The organism is Fortiea sp. LEGE XX443 (assembly GCF_015206815.1).
Taxonomy (GTDB): Bacteria; Cyanobacteriota; Cyanobacteriia; order Cyanobacteriales; family Nostocaceae; genus Nostoc_B.
The window spans coordinates 49,310-67,225 of sequence record NZ_JADEXZ010000003.1; the positions used below are offsets into that span (position 1 = coordinate 49,310).

Consider the following 17,916-nt stretch of genomic DNA (forward strand, 5'->3'; position numbering starts at 1 on the left):
TGAACCAATGAAGTACTCTCTCAGTATGACTGCTGTTCAGCAGGCAGAAATTAAAGCACACGTTCTACCACCTGACGGCAAAGAAGCAGTTGCGATCGCTCTTTGTGGTCGTCGTGCTGGAGCTACAAGCCATTGTCTGCTTGTTCACAAGGTTATTCCTGTTCCTTACGAAGCTTGTTCAATTCGAGAAGTTAATCGCGTTTCTTGGTCAACCGATGTATTGATTCCGTTACTAGGGGAAGCGTCAAGGCGGGGAATGGCAATTCTTAAAATTCATGGGCATCCGCAAAATTACCCCTGGCACTCTGAAGTTGATGATGAATCTGACCGTGAACTGTTTCCTTCCATCTATGGCTGGATGGAGGATGATTACCCCCACGCCAGCGCAATTATGTTGCCTAATGGGCAGATTATTGGACGCATCGTCTTTCCAGACGGAACGTTTGAATCACTCGACGTTGTTAAAGTTGTTGGCGAAGATTTAAAGTTTTATTACGCTAATGCAGATTTACAAACTGTGCCGGAATTCGCGAAGCGAACAGCACAAACTTTTGGTGAAGATACATACGCCAAACTTAAACGCTTAAAAGTTGGTGTTGTTGGTTGCTCTGGTACGGGGAGTTGGGTTGTAGAACAATTTGGACGTTATGGTGTAGGTGCATTAGTGTTAGTTGACCCTGATTATGTTGAGGAAAAAAATTTAAACCGTATTCCTGCTTGGATAACTGATGCCCAAACGAAAATGCCCAAAGTGGAGATGGCACGACGGAACATTGAATTGATGGGTTTAGGAACTCAAGTCGAAATCTTTCCTACCAGCTTATTCAACTCTGAAGCAGTGCGATCGCTGGCAGATTGTGACGTTGTTTTTGGTTGTGTGGATACGATTGATGGTCGTTGGCTTTTAAATCGTTTAGCAACGTTTTATTTGCTACCTTACTTCGATTTGGGTGTGAAGTTGGAAGCTGATGGCAAAGGAGGTATCGATCAATCCTGTGGCGGCATCCAGTATCTTCAGCCAGGACAAAGCCTTTGGAGTCGAGGCATGTTCACACTAGAGCAAGTTCGGGCAGCTGGGTTAAGACGAACTAATCCAAAGGAGTATGAGCAGCTACGTCGTGACAAATATATTGCTGGATTACCACCAGATGAACGACCTGCTGTTATTAGCGTCAATATGAACATTGCATCGTTTGCCGTGCTGGAATTCTTAGCAAGACTGCATCCTTACCGAGAAGAACCTAATTCACAGTATGATTCCTTGATGTTCAGTTTTAGTCAAATGCAACTATACACTGAGCCAATGACAACTCTTTGTCCAACTTTAGTGAAGCATATAGGCCGGGGTGATGTGATTCCTCTATTAGATAATCCTGAGTTAAGTGACACAGAGGCGATTTGTATATGAAGTGGTTTTATTATGCCTGTCGAGTACTAAAGCTATGGCTGTTGAGAAAACCATTGCCACTAAGAACTGTATGGGTAATGGATTTACCCGAACAACTGCATTCCAAATGTGTTTACATTGCTGGTGAAGGTGAGTATCTTTGGTACGCTGCAATGTGCTGTCCTTGTGGTTGTGGTGCAACGTTACATATGAGTTTAATGCCAGAAGGTTCACCGAGGTGGCACTTAACAGAAGGTCTAGACGGCACAATTAGTTTACATCCTTCCGTTTGGCGTACAGTTGATTGTCGAAGTCACTTCTTTTTGCAAAAAGGTTTAATACATTGGTGTTCTAACAATTAATCTCAAGTGTGGACAACATAAAGAAATTGATGTGATGAAATTAGATTTTTCCAAGTGTGGAATCAGCCATTTTATTATCGCACCTTATTAAGAATTGCGCGAACTACACCACTTTTGCCCCGACAAGCTAGAAAAAAGACATCACCTGTTAAAGTGCCATCTTTTTTTAAGTCAGAGACAATTTGACTTAAATCATGACCCATATATCCAGTAATTATTGCAATTAAATTACAATTGCTTATTTGTGCCTGTACGTTACTGCGACTTATATATGCTTCACTTGAGGGGGCAACCTCAACACAATTTTTTAAACCGTAGTTTTCGCACAATTCACGGATGACTTCTCGTCGAGTTGCTTGGTGTCCACCCACTAACGCAAGATTTATAGATGCCAAGTTTTGAGTTGTTGATACTATGTTTTCATCTGAAGCTACTTGTACATTCAGCTTAGTAGCCTCAGCACGACGTTGCTGGCGATACTCAACAAGCTCATTTGCTGAATCTGAGTTAAGACAGAGTAATGCACGTTTTAAATCTTCAAAAAAAGGGGCTTCGATTTCTTCTTGACGTAATGCGTTATCTATTTCAGCGATCGCTAAACCAAAATAGTCATTTGCTAAACTTTGGCGTAAAGTAGGTTGCACATTTATGTATGCTTCCAGTCCTTCAAGTAATTCAAAATACTGTAGCGAACTGATTTTTTGTTCGATTGCAAATTTTCTTAAAATACCTAGTTCTTTGTTTAAATCTTCCCACTTTTCTACGTTAGCAAGCCAGTCTAACCAGTCAGCATAAGCATTGAGCATTCCTGACGTGTTTTGTACCTGCTTCCACAAATCTAATCTGTCTTTTAATATTTCTTCTGCTTCTGGTAAATCCCGCAGGCGTACTCCAGCAAAATTTACACATAACTCATAATAACTAACTTTATCTTCATCAGAAATATCACCAAAACCATCAAGATTAGCAACTCTAGCTATTAAAGCACGATCTGATAATGTTAATTTTTCATCAGCTGTTTCTAGGAGTATTTGATATACCTCCCCAGCTTTTATTGGATCGCCAACTGTAGCCCATAATTTTGCTAAAGGTAGCAGAATTTGAACTCTACGTTCACCTCCTTGCCACGCCTTTTCTAGGAATTCACTAGCTTGTGTTTTCTGCCCCAAGTTATAAAGGGCAGCACCACGTAATCCTGCCAATGCTGATGAAAGTTCAGAAATTACACTTGGTAATAATTCAATTACTTCTTGGAAACGTTTAGTATTTAGCAGCAGTTCTGCATGACGTTGTTGCAACTCTTCTGTCTTTTCGGTAATTGCTTGATATATTTGTAAAGCAGAGTCAGTATTATCAATTGTTACGTAAGCATCAGCTAAAGCAAGTAGTACATTAATAGCTTTGGGATACTTCTCTTGCAGTTTCTCCAGTTGGGAGATACGTTCGCCTGGATCAACTTCTAATAAATGCGTCAATTGTTCGTTAAGTGTAGCTCCTTCTATTGTTGATAAGGGTTCTTGAGGAACCAAGGACAAATGCAACAGTTTTCGTACTCCGTTAGCTTGGCGTAATCTTTCTAATTCGGGTAAAAATTCTTGTGCTAATGCTTGCACAGAAGCTAATAAATCTTGTTCTTTTGTTTGTTGGTAATGCTGGAGATGAGCATTTACCAACTGCTCTACCAACCTTCCAGAAACAGGTAAAGCTAAAATACTGTTATATTTAGCCTTACAAATTTCTACTAATTGTTCATGCTGTTCTGTCTTGGCATAAAGTGCAATTAATGTTCGCAAAGCATTGCTATCATTAATATCAACTTGCCGCAGCAGATGGTCTTCAACTTCTGTTATCCGTCCAGCAGTAATTTTTTGTTCGAGGTTATTTTGATTAATTTCTTGAACAGAGCTTATAGGATTTTGATAGTCATTATTTAATTGTTTGATAGCTTTACGAAATAGACTTTGCCATGATTTAAAGTCTTTAATATTTGATTCTTTTTTGACGCTATTAGCATTGTTTAAAGCTATGGTATTAGCTTTAATTTGTAGCATAACACTACTAACATTATCTGCTGTAGCAGTTACATAAACAAAATGAGTATAATCTTCATGACTTGAAGACATCAGGCGAGTGACTTTGAAACCCGCTTGTCTAAGTTCTCTATAAATTTCATCTGCTTGAGTTTGACCATTACACCGCAAACGTAGTCCCACTTGGTCAGCACTTCCCAGTTTGGCATTAATTTCATATTGAAAAGACATTATAGTGGCAACCCTTGTTCAAAATGCTGTGTGCAAACTTGCCGCAACTGAGCAATACTGCGTTCGTCATGGTAGTATGTGTACAACTCAATGTTTTGGTTGACTCCCCCTGCGGTTAAATTGAGGGAACCATCAACTGCACCGTAACGACCAACGTATGCCTTGGCGTGCAATTCTGATAACGTTCGCACCTGAATGCGATCGCTTTTATTGCCCAGTTGTCTCAATAAAGGATAATACTCTTTATCGCTACCTACTGTGATGTACACTTTACCGCCATTGGCGGCCATTTGATGCAGAATATCAAACAGGTGTAGTGCTTCTTGCTTTGTCTCTACAATTTCCCCAAAAGAGACATAGTAGGGTTTTTCTAAACGGAAATTTGTTACCCAAGGCGAAACAATCCAAAACTCGTAACTGCCTTCTAGTTGTGATGCTAAAATCTCATTGAGCAGAAAGTTGTAAAGCATTGCTTGACCACTGGGTTGCAATTGAGTTGATTGCTTTGCCATTGGCAGAACCTCACTTAATAGGACGAACTGTTACTTGAATGACAGGTAATTCGTTTGGTTTTAAGTCGTTAGGGTAAATAGTTTGAATATCGGTAATCATTGGGTAAACCATACCGATATCTGTGTCGATACCTGCGTCTGTCAAGTAGCTAATTGTGACACAGAGGGACGCAAGATTATCGCTTCTTACCCGTAAGTAAATTGTTTGACAGCCATTTTCCAGCAAGGTTCTCATTCTTTCACTGATGTCAGTACCGCTGACAGTGCCATCTAATTCTAGGGTTTGAGGAGTACGAACCTGATTTAACCATTCGGTCAGTAGGGGACGATTAAGAAGGTGACGGCTTAAACCTGGCGCTTCGATGTCGCCACTGCGGTCATCTAGGCAACTGGAACAATTGCAGCGACAATTTAAAAGCATCCTGCGTTCTACCCCTGCTTCAAATGCTTTACGTGCTTCGTTATCTGAAGCATTATATTCGGCTTCATAAATTTCAAGTAAGCGCATTAACTCTGGATAGGGCGGTGATTGTTGATCGCGCCTAGCTTTAACTAATTTGCGGTAAAGTAGTGCCGTTGCTTCAGTAAATGTAGGATCGCGTCCTAGCTGTTCGGCACACTCAGGAAGAAACTCGTGGTTAATTTCCCGAAAAATACGCCAGTTAACCAAAGGTGTACCCCCTAGTTGTTGAACGTAGTCGGGAATAAAAACCCGAAAGATGGCTTTGAGTTGGGCTTGGCGCATAGGCACACCCAATTGTTGCCGTACCTGTGCCATTAACTGTTCAATTTTATTTTGGCGATCGCTAGATTTACCTGCTGCTATAATTTCATTTACTCTAGTTGCACATCCTTCTAACCAAGACTCAGGTTGTGCTAATAAATGACGCAAAAAAGCTTCCTCTTGGGCAGTAGTACAGCGAGTCATTTTGTTGGCAAGGGTTGTCCAGAATTTATCAGCATGGTTGCGAAGCAAGTCATGGGTTGCCCGCATTACACCAATACCTCCCATACCAATTTCGTACAACCAAATCCGGTTAGCCGCCGTACCCTCAAAGTCAGCGTGTAACTCAGTCCAGGCGGCAACGTAATTTAGTGCCTCAACACCTGCAACTTCTTGGGCCACAGACTTTAAAGCTTGAGTCAGACTATACTGAAAGCTGTCCCGTAAGTATTGCTGATAGCTCAATCCACCGCTATGAATTTCAGCATACAAATTCACAAATATCGATAAATAATCATTGCCACTATTTATGAGGTGGTAAACAGCTTGTTGATTTTTGCGGGATAACTGCTGTATTCCATTAATTGCTTCTGTCAACCAACGGTCAAACTGATTGTTACCACGAGTAAACCAATCACGTAGCCCTTCTGGTGTTCCTCCCTCTCCACCACACCATCTATCTGCCATAGTCAGCAGCACATTAACAAGATATTCAGCAGCAAAGTAGTTTGCCTGATATTCAACCGTGAGAACACTAACAAAGGCATGGTGGATGGCATGGTAACACAGATTTTTCTGTGTCGAAGCAGAAAATTGGAGCTTAGTTAGCAAATCGGAATTGAGATCAAAACAAACTCCTTCCGTCAATATCTGGTATCCTAAAGCACAGTTACTCAGGCTCTCCTCGTCTGCTGTAAAACCCACGACTCCACGAATTTCTTCAGATGGTGAATTGTGGAATTTAATCGTGTATTCACTTCCCAAAATAATTCGCTGCACATCTAACAAATTAAGATTTGCAGTTTCGTCACTGTGAAAAACAACTCGTTGTATTAATTCTTGCCCTAATGGATCGCAAACAAGTGAAGGATGACCAGACTTAAGGCTATATGCGGGGGTGGGAGTATCACCTCGGACAGGGCGAATTGCTACCGCACTGATAGCGTTAGCCGAACAGGAGTGGGCTAATGATTGTGTATCTTGGGCTGCATTTTCAGAGGTACGGCTTTCAGATAATTCTCCTGTTTCTGGGTTACACCACCAAAATGATGAGTTATAGTCTCGACTAAACTGCTTAGGCTTAATTGCAGTGGGACGATATAAATTCAAAAAGTTGGTACTTTTTTTACTAATGTCAACTTTCTTTAGCGCCCGTGTTGGCAAGTTAACTGTATTTGGAGGGTAGTTTAAGGGGCTAATTTTATAATACTGATTAATGGCTATTCGGGAAGGTTCTCCATCAGAAATTTCCGGCGGTATCCAAGTTGAACCCTCGCCACCGCGAAATGTTACATTACCTGGGATTGTTTCGCTCACCGCCAAACTGATACTTTCAGAGTTAGGCTTCTTATTCGGGTTGTTATTATCGGGACGGTAGTCAACTTGCACCTCTGGCAAATTAATGTCAGAAAATAAATTTTCTGGTAAATGCTTGGATAACAAATTTCTCAATTCTTTGGAATTAATGCGCTGTGTGTTTTCGTGCTCAAACTGCGGATTTACTCCCTTCATTAAGCCTTCGTAGAAAATTTGGCACAAAAATCCTTCTGACTCATCGTCAAGTACCTGTTTTATGGCATCGTCTGGGATTGCAAAAGTTTGTTTGAGATAATCTTTAAATTCCAGCAATACTCCCAAATCCAAACTTTGCTCCATTAAATACTCATACCCTTGCCTAGATAAATTATCAAGTTCAAGGTCAATTCCTGCACAACTTGCACGGGTTACTAACCAATCAAAGAAAGCGTAAAACCCATGAATTCTTTGCAGGTATCGGTTTTGGGAATTGAGAGGAAGTTTTTGGAAAGTAGGGTCTGTAAGTATGTGTTCGTTACGAAACAAAAACAAATCAGTAGATTTATAGGGACTGAGTACAGTAACTACAATCGGTCGCGTGCCTACTTTCCGCCCTCCTCGACCTTTACGCTGTACAAAACTAGCGACATTTGCAGGTGCGGTGTATTGTAAAACACACATTAATGCTTCGTCATCGTAACCGACTTCTAATGCAGTTGTTGTAATTATTAAGTCATCATCAGGCTCGATAGTAATTGAGCGATCGCTCCCTGTTTTCCGTATAATATTTAGAGATTCTTGACGTGCCTTATCTTTCTGGCTGAGTACCCACCAGCACTCTCCTGCTTGGAAATATGGACAATTTAAATCTGGAATTTTACTGTTATGGCAATTACAGTTACAACTAAAATTGGCACCAAAGAAGTTAGGAAAAAGTAGCCGATTAAATGGTGGATATCGATACGCATATAGTGGAATGTACCTGATTTGCCTTTGGTCAAGAGGCGTTTTTTGCGATTTATATCTTTCTCTTTCTCTGCGTTGTTCTGGTTTTATTTTCTCAGCATCTTCCATCTGGTATAACCAGCGACCTGCAATGTCTAAAGACTGGACAAAGCCAAATGTTCGGTAGCGCTTTAGGTCTGAACTTGTCGATGGTTGTGGCATTGTGTGCAGTACGCACATTGCTGTTTGAATTAAAGTTGAAATTACAGCAGTATCTTCGTTATCCTCAGCCCGGACAAATACATAGCGTTCGGCACCAATTGTCTGCATTTCATTATCTTGAGGGTATACCCGTTTAATGCGAGGAGCAGGTATACCAGATAACTCCGACAGAAATTCAATTGGCTCAGAAATAGTGGCGCTTAATCCTACAAATGCTAAATTGCTTTGTTCGTTGCGATGCTGCTTACCCAAACGAATCCTTGCCATTAACCGTCGCAGGAGAAGCGCTACTTGAGTCCCAGCAGTTGAAGTTTGTAGGTGAATTTCATCTAACATCACAACTGAAGGCGCACAAAAAATATCATTACCAAACAGGTATTGATATTTTGTTGATAACAGCCGTCGATGAAGTGATTCTGTCGTAGCGATGAGCAAATCAGGTGGATGCTTTGCCATGACATCCTCCCTGGCAAACTGGATAAACGGATATTGCTTGTCACAAATAGGACAAATCAAGGTTTGTGGGTTTGTGGGACGCACAAGTAATCGTTGTTTATCTGTTTTGCAAGCTTTACCATCTGTACCTACACAGTAAGCAAAAGGTGATAGATAACCTGCATATTCTTCGCTAAAAGTCCAGCCCCGTTGCTTAGAAAGTTTTTGTTGGCGATCCGCAGTGATATCTTGGAAGTCTCGGATTTGATAAACTGCTGCACCACTTTCTACCCCAATTGTCAGTTGTGGAAGATTGTACTTTGCTAGGACTTGGTTGAGATAAAATAATACTTCAATAAAATCAGTAAGTTGATTTTCAGACAGTGCAACCCGTGGGTAAATGCAAATCGCTTTAACCCCTTCTCGCTCTCGCAAGCAACGTTCCAGTACCATTTTGGCGAGTACGGGTAAAAAGAAAGCATAGGTTTTACCTGCTCCTGTGCTAGCAGTAACTACAACGCCTTTTTCGATACCTTCTTGTGCTTTTAACTCGATTGCTTCGAGAATTCTTTCTAAAGTTCGTTTTTGGAAGCCACTCATCTGGCGTAGCTTCGGGAGATAGGTGTCAATTACCTCTAAAATTAGGTTTGCTGTTCGCTGTTGCTCTGTATCACCACTAAGTAAAGGTGTCATACAGCTTTGTACTGCTATGTTCCTTCGAGGTACGCGACGAGAAGCGACACTAAACTTAATATCTGCCACTAAACGCTTGCTATTGCTGATGCGGTGCGCTACTTTGAGGTTGTTTTCTCGAACAATTCTTTGACGGAGTTTTGATAGCAACCTTACAGTTTCTGCGATTCGACTGCGAAAAATCCAACCATCAGGAGACTCTTCTTGGTTAAAGCGGATAATTTGCAAGTCATTTGCTAGTTGCTCTAAAGCTTTTCTGAGTGCTTCTGGTTTTTCTTGAGGAGTTAACTCAATGTCTTCGGAGGGTTGAAAATTATCAATTACTTCAACCCCTGCCATTGTTACATCGTAAATACCGTAGGCAACTTGTTCTGCTTCACGTTGTTCAATAAAGGTCAGAACTTCATCAGCTAGGCGTTTTATTGTGTCAAGGTCTAAGCTCATGGTTTTTGGACTCTAAGGTAGATGAACCTAGTAAGCTAGAATTGGCTAATTTCACATCAGATGACAACGCTTTAGCTAGCGTCAATTTTTTTCTGCCCATATGAACAGGCTACCCTGCGTTGTTCAAGAAGCTCATCATGTACTAAATCTTGCCGATGGGGTTTTACCAATCTTCAATCAATCGGCTTAATGCCACATTTATAATGTCTTGTATGGTTAGGGTATTGTTAGTTTGGTGAAGAGCAAGCAATTACTCGAACGAATATCTGATTGTGTAGTGTACGACTGGGCATAAATTTTATCATCGCTGTATATATGAATTCCAGCATAAATACATATACACAGTTTCTGCTACCATGTATGCTTGTATGCAAGATTATAAGTAAACTGTTCGCATAATAAAAACAAGAAATCACTAAATATTAGACTTGCAAAGAACTTATTGCAGTGATTACGCGAACCAGGAGTGATTAGTTACAAGCTTTTAAATTAGATAAAAAATATTTTTTGAAATAGTAATTATGGATATCTAAGCGTAATGCCACTACCACCATTTGGAGTAGTGCAATCCCAACGAAGGTCGCAAATTGCACAATCTTTTTCACTTATAGTTCCTGTTAACGCTGGATTCCATTGGTCATTACAACGCGCTTGTTCAATCTGTATGACAGTTTGTGCAAACTCTTGTACTGCACTATCAATCTCGCTCGGTGTAATGCTGACTTCTAGCAAAGCATTAACCGGACGTTGAGTTGGACAAGTAGGCCCATCAAGCTCATTAAGAAAATACAAAATAGCTTTTCGAGGTAAAACACCATGCTTTAATTCATACAGCTTGGCATAAACCCGCATTTGAAATTCATAATTTTCTAAGTCTTTTGGGTTGACATTCAATAAACTGCTGCCTTTATAGTCCCACATTTCGCAGTCGGCAGGGTTTCCGGTTGAACCCGGTGTATCAACTAAAAGGTCAACAACACCATGAAGAATATGGGTAGTACGATCTGCTTGCAATCGGTGTTCCGTATCTTTAACTCGTTGGTAAAGCGTTGGCCCTTCAAGGGTGTTGAAATATTGAAGCAATCGTACAGCTTTCAGTCGAATGTCCTTAGTTATAGCTCTAATTCCTTGACTTTTTAATCCATTTTCAACTTCAATAAAATATTTAACAATCTGGCTTGGTGGTGTCGGCTTTGCTGATTTTGTTCTTTCCGCTTGTCTAAGATCATCAAAATAGTTAAGAATCTCTTCATCTTTTAAGATTCTTCCATTATCTGGTAAAGTCCCTATTATCGAAGGGTCAAATTTTCCATGAAAATGGGTATGGCAGCGATCTAAAACTTGATGAAGGATAGTACCAAAGTAAGCCTGAGTTTGATAAGCCGGTGCATATTTATGGACATTAAAAGCCCCATACTGACGAGCGCATCGTCTAAATGCAACTATATCTTGAGTAACGCTATAACGACGTTTTATATTTGGTGTTTTAGGAAAAGAGATTGAAAAACCTTGAAAAGGCTTTCGCCTATTTATAGTCATAAATTTTTCCTCTATATTGTAATAGCAAATATATTTCGCTTAAATTCCACATGATTACGATTGGGTACGGCAATATGATTTTTAATCTGGTCTTGCGTACCAACTAGAATCAAACCGTATTGTGCGCGTGAATAAGCTACATAAAGTAAACGTATATCATCTTCTACTGCTAAATCTTCTGGTTGTCTAGTAAATCTTGGATAGAGAACTTGTCGAAAAGGAGCTAAGGTTTGCTCAAGCATTTGTGATGCTCCGACTTTTCCCTCTTGACCTAGCTTTGTAACAACAAATACAAAAGGAAATTCTAAGCCCTTTGATTGATGAATTGTCATAATAGGTAAAGAGCCTTGAGGAACAATAACTTCCTCTTCTTCGTCATCATCAATTCCTGCTTCAATTAAATAGCTAACAAACATTGAATAAAACTGATTGAGAAAACTATCATCAATATCAGTTCCAGCAGTATTAGCTCGTAAAATATCTAAATTGAAGCTATTATAACCTTCAAAAAGGCGAGTTACCTTGGAAAGACGTAAATTTTTTTCGGGGTTTTGTTTCCATATAGAAAAAGGTTCTCGTGAAAGAATACGATAAATAATTTCTAGTAAATTTAGGTTGAGAAAATTACCAGCATATTTTGCACATATTTGCGGTAAATCTGCATTGCTACGGTTTAAGTAATCATCTAACTGATTTGTTGCTAAACTAGGGCTGTTTCTAACCTTGTTTAGAGTATCAAGCCATTGCTGGACTGTTCCCACCCAGCCAAGAGGTCTTCCTTGTGGATCTGTTTTAGATTGAAAAGTATAGTTTCGGTCAATAACTTGGACTAACGCTCCAAGTAAAGTTTGAACTTCTTCACTTTCCATGAAAGATTTTGAGCGGGGATTATATATAGGAATTCCACGTTGCTGGAATGCTTCAATAAAGGGGCCAGCATTTCGTGCGGAATCTTTTGCACTTCGTAACAGCAAAACGCACTGACTTAAGTCGGAGATAATTTTATCCCCCATTAAATGATTAATTATAAATTCAGCAACTGCATTAGCTAAGTTTCCTACTTTCTTTGTTTGAATCCAAGAAACAGCAGGATATGCACCCGTAATAGATGAAGCAGAGTTGACTGAAGCTTTCCCAGGAGCACGGACTCCTGGTACTGTCATTTCTGGGAATGAGGTAATGTAGTGATTAAAGAATTGGACAATATCAGGATGGGAACGATAGTTGTTATCAAGCTGAATTTGATGAGGAGATTTATTAAATTTTGCGAAACAAGCTTTATCAAAATTCACCATACAAGTTACATTTCCACCTCGGAAACGATACAAAGCTTGATCGTCATCACCAACTACTGTAATATTATGTGGATATTGATGAGCTAGAGCTAAGTAAATTTGTTCTTGAATTGGGTTAGTGTCTTGATATTCATCTACTAATACATATTGCAAAGGAGGATTCTGACCGCTTCCTTGCAAAAACTGTTGGCCTATAGTAGAGGTGATAAACTCAAGAAAACAAGCTTGAAGATGAGCGAAATCACAACGATAATTGTTCTTGAGTTCTTTAGAATATTGTTGATAAAAATCTGCCAAAGTTGCCCAATGTACACCAGCAGAGTGCATTGCTTTTATATCAATACAGTCTTCTACAATGTGGTTAAAAAGTGTAACTGCTGCTTTCGCTCGCTTCCATTTGTTAGGAAGATAGTTGGGATTACGCCAATCGCGCACAGTGTAGTTAAAATTCTGCCAGAAAGCTAAGTCTTGATGATTTGAAATTGAAGCATAGCGGTAAGTAAATAAATCTTGTTCTACCTGATCTAAAAGACGAACATTTTGATAATTTGGATATCGGTATTCTTGGAGAATATCATTACACAAGCTATGCAATGTCCCAATTCTTATGTCAGCTAAATCTACATTTTTCAGATTAGGATCTGTATTTTGTAGCGCCGCTAAGTAAGTCGCCAAGCGGTCTTCAAGATTATGTGCTGCTTTATCAGTAAAAGTAGTTAAAAATATAGAGCGTGGCTCAATACCATCCACACAGAGCAATTTCAGTGTTCTTGTTACCAGCACTTCGCTTTTGCCCGAACCAGGCCCAGCCAGAAGCCACAAACAACCGTTGCCATACTCCACAGCTTCTTTTTGTTTCTGATCAAGGTCGTAACCACGAGCTGATGGTTGGGCAAGACATTTGTGGAAAGTGTCCAAATCAATCATTTTGCACCCTTATTAGCTGTCCTCACTTTTTTTCCGACCCATATTTGAACGCGCAGTCCTGCGCTGTTCAAGAAGTTCTTGCTGTAGCAAATTTTGCTTGTTTTCGTCTTGCCAATCTTTAATCAGTCGCTTCAGCGCTACATTTACAATGTCTTGTAAACTTGGGGCATCACTGGTTCGATTGGGAGCAAGCATTTGCTCGCACGAGTGTCTAATTGTGTACAACTGGGCATAAATTTCATCTGGAATCCGTGCTTGGTGAGGCAATGGTTTTACCGATGCTACATATCTCACCCCAGCATAAATACACAGACATAATTTCTGCTACCATGTATGCTTGTATGCAAGCTTATAAAAAATCAAGTTAACCTATAGGACAAGCAAAGTAATGTTTGAATTGGTTATCAAAGGCGTGCCTGTAAAACGCGGTCAGGCGTGCGAACATATGAGTTATGTTGCCAGCATCACATTTGGAGATGTTGTCCGACTGTTAAATGACGGTCATCTTTATATCCCCAACATTCCGGAGTTGCCAGACTTTGCTCAACGTAAACTTAACCAGACACGAGTTAAGGCGATCGCTCGGTATATCTTAGAGACTTATCAGGATGGAACTACTTTTTTCCCACCGATTTGCGTTAACGTTCAACCATCCCCAACTTACAGAGATGGCAATATCTACCTTCCTTACCATTCGGTTAGTTTGCGGTTAACCGACGGTCAACATCGATGCTATGGCATTCGCCAAGCATTGCAAGATATCCAGGCGCAAGAGTCAGAGTATGCGATCATCCTTTCACAATTAGAAATTGGCGTGTTGATATATGCAGGACTGTCATTAGAAGAGGAACGCCAAGCTTTTCGTGACCAAAACCTATTAGTCCAACGACCAAGTGTGTCGCTATCCCATGCCTTTGACAAGCGTTCGCCTACGGTTTTAATCGCCAAGGAATTGATTTGCCGAGTTCCTCAGTTTCGTAACAATGTGGAGACAGTGGAAAACGGGTTAGGTAAGCACAATCCCAAGCTGTTAACTTTATCAACCTTAGTCACTGCTACCCAGCATATGTTTCCTCATTTAAAATCTCAAATTGATTTAGAACCTCAAATTGATTGGGCGACAACATTCTGGGCTGCGACTGCAAACATTATTCCTAACGATCCTTGGAGAATTATGAATCAACAAGAACGTGCTACCCAAAGACAGGAGTCATTGGCAGTGAGCGCTACCATTTTTCAAGCGCTCGGTATGTTGGCTCACGATTTATACCAAGAGGGAGTTTCAGCAGAGAAACTTATCCAATGGTTAAGTAGACTGCAAGAAATAGACTGGAAACGTAATAATCAACTATGGCATGACCGAGGTATTACACAAGTTGGGAGTCAGGGAGAAGCTATTATTTCAAATACTAAAACGACTATCAGTGCTTGTCATCGACTTTTACGAGAATTTGTAGGTGTTACACCCGTAAGTGGCGTTATCTAAATCGCTGCTAACTCTAAAACTTCTTGGAAGGCATTGCGATCGCGAAATTTAGTGTCATATTTCTCATTCCACCACAACCAACCAGTAGAATCTGCCCAGACATTGTGCTTTTTCAAGACTTCTGCACGGGTTAACGCTAGTCCCCCTAGAACAAATTCCGGTCGGCTCCAAGCAAGAAGTTCATCTAATTCCTGTGTGGACAAACCAAATTTCAAGCCTGTAGTTCGGGTTTTATCAACTTTTAATAATCCTCCCAAAGCAATATAATCATAACCAATCTCCCGGTAAGCACTGATCAAAGAAGCTAAGAAACTTTTGGGTGAATAATAATGGGGAGGAAAAGAATTTAATTGGGGAACTAAATTTTGTTGCCAATTATAAATTGAATACCCTACTTGAACAACACCAATCAAAGTATAGTTTCTTGGCTTTTTCCAATACTCTTGCCAGGTTAATCTTGCTAAATAAAGTGATAGTAATGGCTCTCCAAAAATATCTTGTGTAAAAACAAAATTAGGTAAAAATTGATCGCAATGTTCTAAATATTCTCTGACTTTACGTCGCAAATGCTCTTCAGAAGCCAATTTTCGTTTACGAACCCAACGCTCATCAAGGTACTCAGAATGAGTTTCATAATACCAGGGACACTCTTGATTACTAAAAACCCCACTATCTATAAAAAAAGTTTTTCCCAAATCTCGAATATTTGTCAGCAGACTTTTATTAGAAGAAATAGGTGCAAGAATACCATAATTTCCCTCTAAATTCTTTAATCTATTGAGTAAACCTAACCAATCTACTGAAAAAACAGGGAGGAAATTCTGTTCAAAACTCATACTAGCATTTATCTTAAAATAATTAAGTTGATTTACTAAAAACTCTATATTATATCGATTCTCCAGTCCTATCAAAATTATCGTTTTCAAGATGATTTTCAGTATTTAAAAATTCTTGAAACCTCTGAAAAAATACATAAGTATTGTGAAAACCACGTCTGCGGTTACGGTCATTACCACGAAAAATAGCTGTTTCTACTCCATAGTCTTTGCAGATTTTACACTCACATTCCTGCCAAGGTTTTACTTCTAATAATTCCCTATATAATTGAGTGTGTTGTCTTAAACGTCTAGCTTTCGCTGTTGGGGTTACTTTACCGTCGCGAGGTAATTCTAATAACTCATCGTAAGCTAGTAATTTCTCAAGAGATTCATCTAGCGATATATTGCCTTTATCATATTCCCGAATGGCTTTTAATGCTTCTTGCTCAAGCTGCCTAAGAGTTTCACGCTCATAACCTTCTAATAGCAAATGTTTAATTCGTGGTGATTGCTTATCTACAAAAGGAATACGCACAGCAGCATAAGCTTTACCACTTAAAGTATGATAGTTTTCTACTGCATCAAACCAAGCTTTACGTAATGGACTTGCTGAATCAAAACTGGTTACTCCCAAATGGCGGAAATAAGGAAGAGCATCAATACGCCCTACGCCAAATAAATGTAATCTGGTTTTCGGTGTTAAATGTTGATAAACTTCTTTCAAAATTTCTAAAATTTCTATGGTTGGTGTTCTGGCAACTCCCCCTATAGCAATATAGTCATATCCCATTTCAACCAGTTTTTTTACTGCATCAGCGTAAGTTTCTGGGTCCCAACCTTGAGCTACACCAATAGGAGTAAAAGTATATCCAATTTTTTGATGTTTGGATATAAATTCCTCTGCATTTTGCAAAGTCAGATCATATCGCTTCTCTCTAACTCCAGGCTCGGCAAATGGCCCTACAATTAAATGGTCAATACTTACTCCATAATCGAATTTTAATTTTTCATAATAATCTAAAATTTCTACAGTGTTATAAGGAGGTGCTTCGAGTTTAATATATCCAAAAGCTCCGCAATCTCCCATAATTTCACCTGGGAATCTTACAAAATTACGGATACCTCCTAATTTCTCTATATCTGCTCTTTTATTTTTTATCTTATCAACAACTACTTTCGATACCAGAATACCGTCATAATTAGGCTGTGAATATATTTCATGAGCATATACATCATCTCTATATGCATTTCGATTTAGACTAGATTCATCTAGTAAAAAATTATATCCAATATCTACCTTATCATCCCATTCTGGAATGAAATATTTCATTGTTAAATGTGTATTAACTGCTCTTGGTAAATTCAAAAATTCATCTAAGTCTGCTATTGCTCTTTTCGGTTTTTTATTTTTAATATTTGATTTCTTTGCTGTAGCTACAGAAATCCCTAAAGGAAGTTCTAATTGTTGGGGCTGATTATTTAAAAGATTCTCTAATATTTTTGGGTTGTTATATATCTCTGACAATAAGTTAGGTTCTTGTCGAATTTCAGTAGCAATTAACTTAAGTAATTGTCCTTTTAATCCAACTAAAGCACAGCCAAATCGTGATGCATCTGCATTAGAAAACGTTAACAATTCAAAATTGGCATCTCCTAAAACCACAAGATTTCTACTTTTATTAGAAGCTAAGAAAATAAAAGTCTGTTTGGGATTAGTTTCAATTGGTAAGTTTAAAGCGCGTATGTATTTATCTCCTAATAAGACAAATACTAAATCATATCCAATAACTGCTTCCTGGAAATCTTTATGTATTCCGATAAAATTTGCCCATGAAGAAATTTCATCATTTTTCATTGAGTTGAAAGTAACGGTATAGGGGACAATAACTTTGTCTTCAGGGATTAGTCCATAAGCTGCTGAGATGATTTTTACATCTACCACTTCTCTTCCAAAGCGCGATCTCAGGATATCCACCCCCTCCATTAGCCGTAGATGTTGCAGCCCTGTGTACATCTGGCCAGACGGACAGGAGAATTCTAAAAGTGATTGTGTGCGTTCTCTTAATCTCTCTGTGTCTTTAAAATCTTCTATTGTTAGCTGATTTGTTGGGTTATGAAGCTTTTTTCCAGTACAAGAAGTAATAATTAGTGTACGAAGGCGTGAAATTGTGCTAGTTGAAACCAAGGTTTTTGTTGGAATAGATTTAGTCATCTTCATACTCTACCCAAGAATTAGGAGTTTCTGACACTGCAACCTTTAGCTGCAAATCAGATGGTACTTGCTTCTTGGTTACGTCATAAATGTATTTGGCAATCATCTCCGCTGTCGTTTCGTACGAATGAGGCAAGTA

The 17,916-nt window shown here is 39.3% G+C and carries 10 protein-coding genes and 1 pseudogene; 3 read left to right on the forward strand and 8 right to left on the reverse strand.

Features of this window, described 5'->3' with window-relative positions; genetic code table 11:
- Positions 1 to 7 precede the first annotated feature (7 nt).
- Positions 8 to 1,408, forward strand: coding sequence for a ThiF family adenylyltransferase (locus tag IQ259_RS02145; protein WP_193880227.1), 1,401 nt, complete (start codon positions 8 to 10; stop codon positions 1,406 to 1,408).
- Complete coding sequence (locus IQ259_RS02150; RefSeq protein WP_144427524.1) at positions 1,405 to 1,749, forward strand: DUF6527 family protein; 345 nt, start codon at positions 1,405 to 1,407, stop codon at positions 1,747 to 1,749. The genes IQ259_RS02145 and IQ259_RS02150 overlap by 4 nt, the downstream gene beginning before the upstream one ends.
- Positions 1,750 to 1,823: 74 nt before the next feature.
- Here IQ259_RS02150 and IQ259_RS02155 read toward each other — a convergent pair whose 3' ends face one another.
- The 5 genes from IQ259_RS02155 to IQ259_RS02175 form a co-directional block, all read right to left on the reverse strand.
- On the reverse strand, positions 1,824 to 4,010 hold the full coding sequence (locus IQ259_RS02155) for a hypothetical protein (protein ID WP_193880230.1): 2,187 nt from the start codon (positions 4,008 to 4,010) through the stop codon (positions 1,824 to 1,826).
- On the reverse strand, positions 4,010 to 4,522 hold the full coding sequence (locus tag IQ259_RS02160; RefSeq protein ID WP_193880233.1) for a phospholipase D-like domain-containing protein: 513 nt from the start codon (positions 4,520 to 4,522) through the stop codon (positions 4,010 to 4,012). Before IQ259_RS02160 ends, IQ259_RS02155 begins: the two co-directional genes overlap by 1 nt.
- 10 nt (positions 4,523 to 4,532) lie before the next feature.
- On the reverse strand, positions 4,533 to 9,500 hold the full coding sequence (locus tag IQ259_RS02165) for a DEAD/DEAH box helicase (RefSeq protein ID WP_193880236.1): 4,968 nt from the start codon (positions 9,498 to 9,500) through the stop codon (positions 4,533 to 4,535).
- Between the two features lie 519 nt (positions 9,501 to 10,019).
- Complete coding sequence (locus IQ259_RS02170) at positions 10,020 to 11,039, reverse strand: PD-(D/E)XK nuclease family protein (protein WP_193880239.1); 1,020 nt, start codon at positions 11,037 to 11,039, stop codon at positions 10,020 to 10,022.
- Between the two features lie 11 nt (positions 11,040 to 11,050).
- A complete protein-coding gene (locus IQ259_RS02175) occupies positions 11,051 to 13,261 on the reverse strand; it encodes a UvrD-helicase domain-containing protein (RefSeq protein ID WP_193880242.1) in 2,211 nt (736 codons plus the stop codon).
- Between the two features lie 388 nt (positions 13,262 to 13,649).
- On the opposite strand from IQ259_RS02175, the gene IQ259_RS02180 reads away from it, so the two are divergent.
- Positions 13,650 to 14,747 carry a DNA sulfur modification protein DndB gene (locus tag IQ259_RS02180; protein WP_193880245.1) on the forward strand — a complete coding sequence of 366 codons (1,098 nt, stop codon included), beginning with the start codon at positions 13,650 to 13,652 and terminating at the stop codon, positions 14,745 to 14,747.
- Here the strand turns inward: IQ259_RS02180 and IQ259_RS02185 are convergent.
- The 3 genes and pseudogenes from IQ259_RS02185 to IQ259_RS02195 all read right to left on the reverse strand — a co-directional run.
- Positions 14,744 to 15,583 (reverse strand): hypothetical protein, encoded by an 840-nt coding sequence (locus IQ259_RS02185; protein WP_193880248.1) that lies wholly within the window; start codon positions 15,581 to 15,583, stop codon positions 14,744 to 14,746. The genes IQ259_RS02180 and IQ259_RS02185 overlap by 4 nt on opposite strands.
- Positions 15,584 to 15,632: 49 nt before the next feature.
- Positions 15,633 to 17,777, reverse strand: a complete 2,145-nt coding sequence (gene dpdA, locus IQ259_RS02190) for a tRNA-guanine transglycosylase DpdA (RefSeq protein WP_228014308.1) — start codon at positions 17,775 to 17,777, stop codon at positions 15,633 to 15,635.
- A pseudogene (locus IQ259_RS02195) lies at positions 17,770 to 17,913 on the reverse strand (6-pyruvoyl tetrahydropterin synthase family protein); the annotation flags it as partial. The pseudogene IQ259_RS02195 and the gene dpdA, both read right to left, overlap by 8 nt.
- Positions 17,914 to 17,916: the final 3 nt, after the last annotated feature.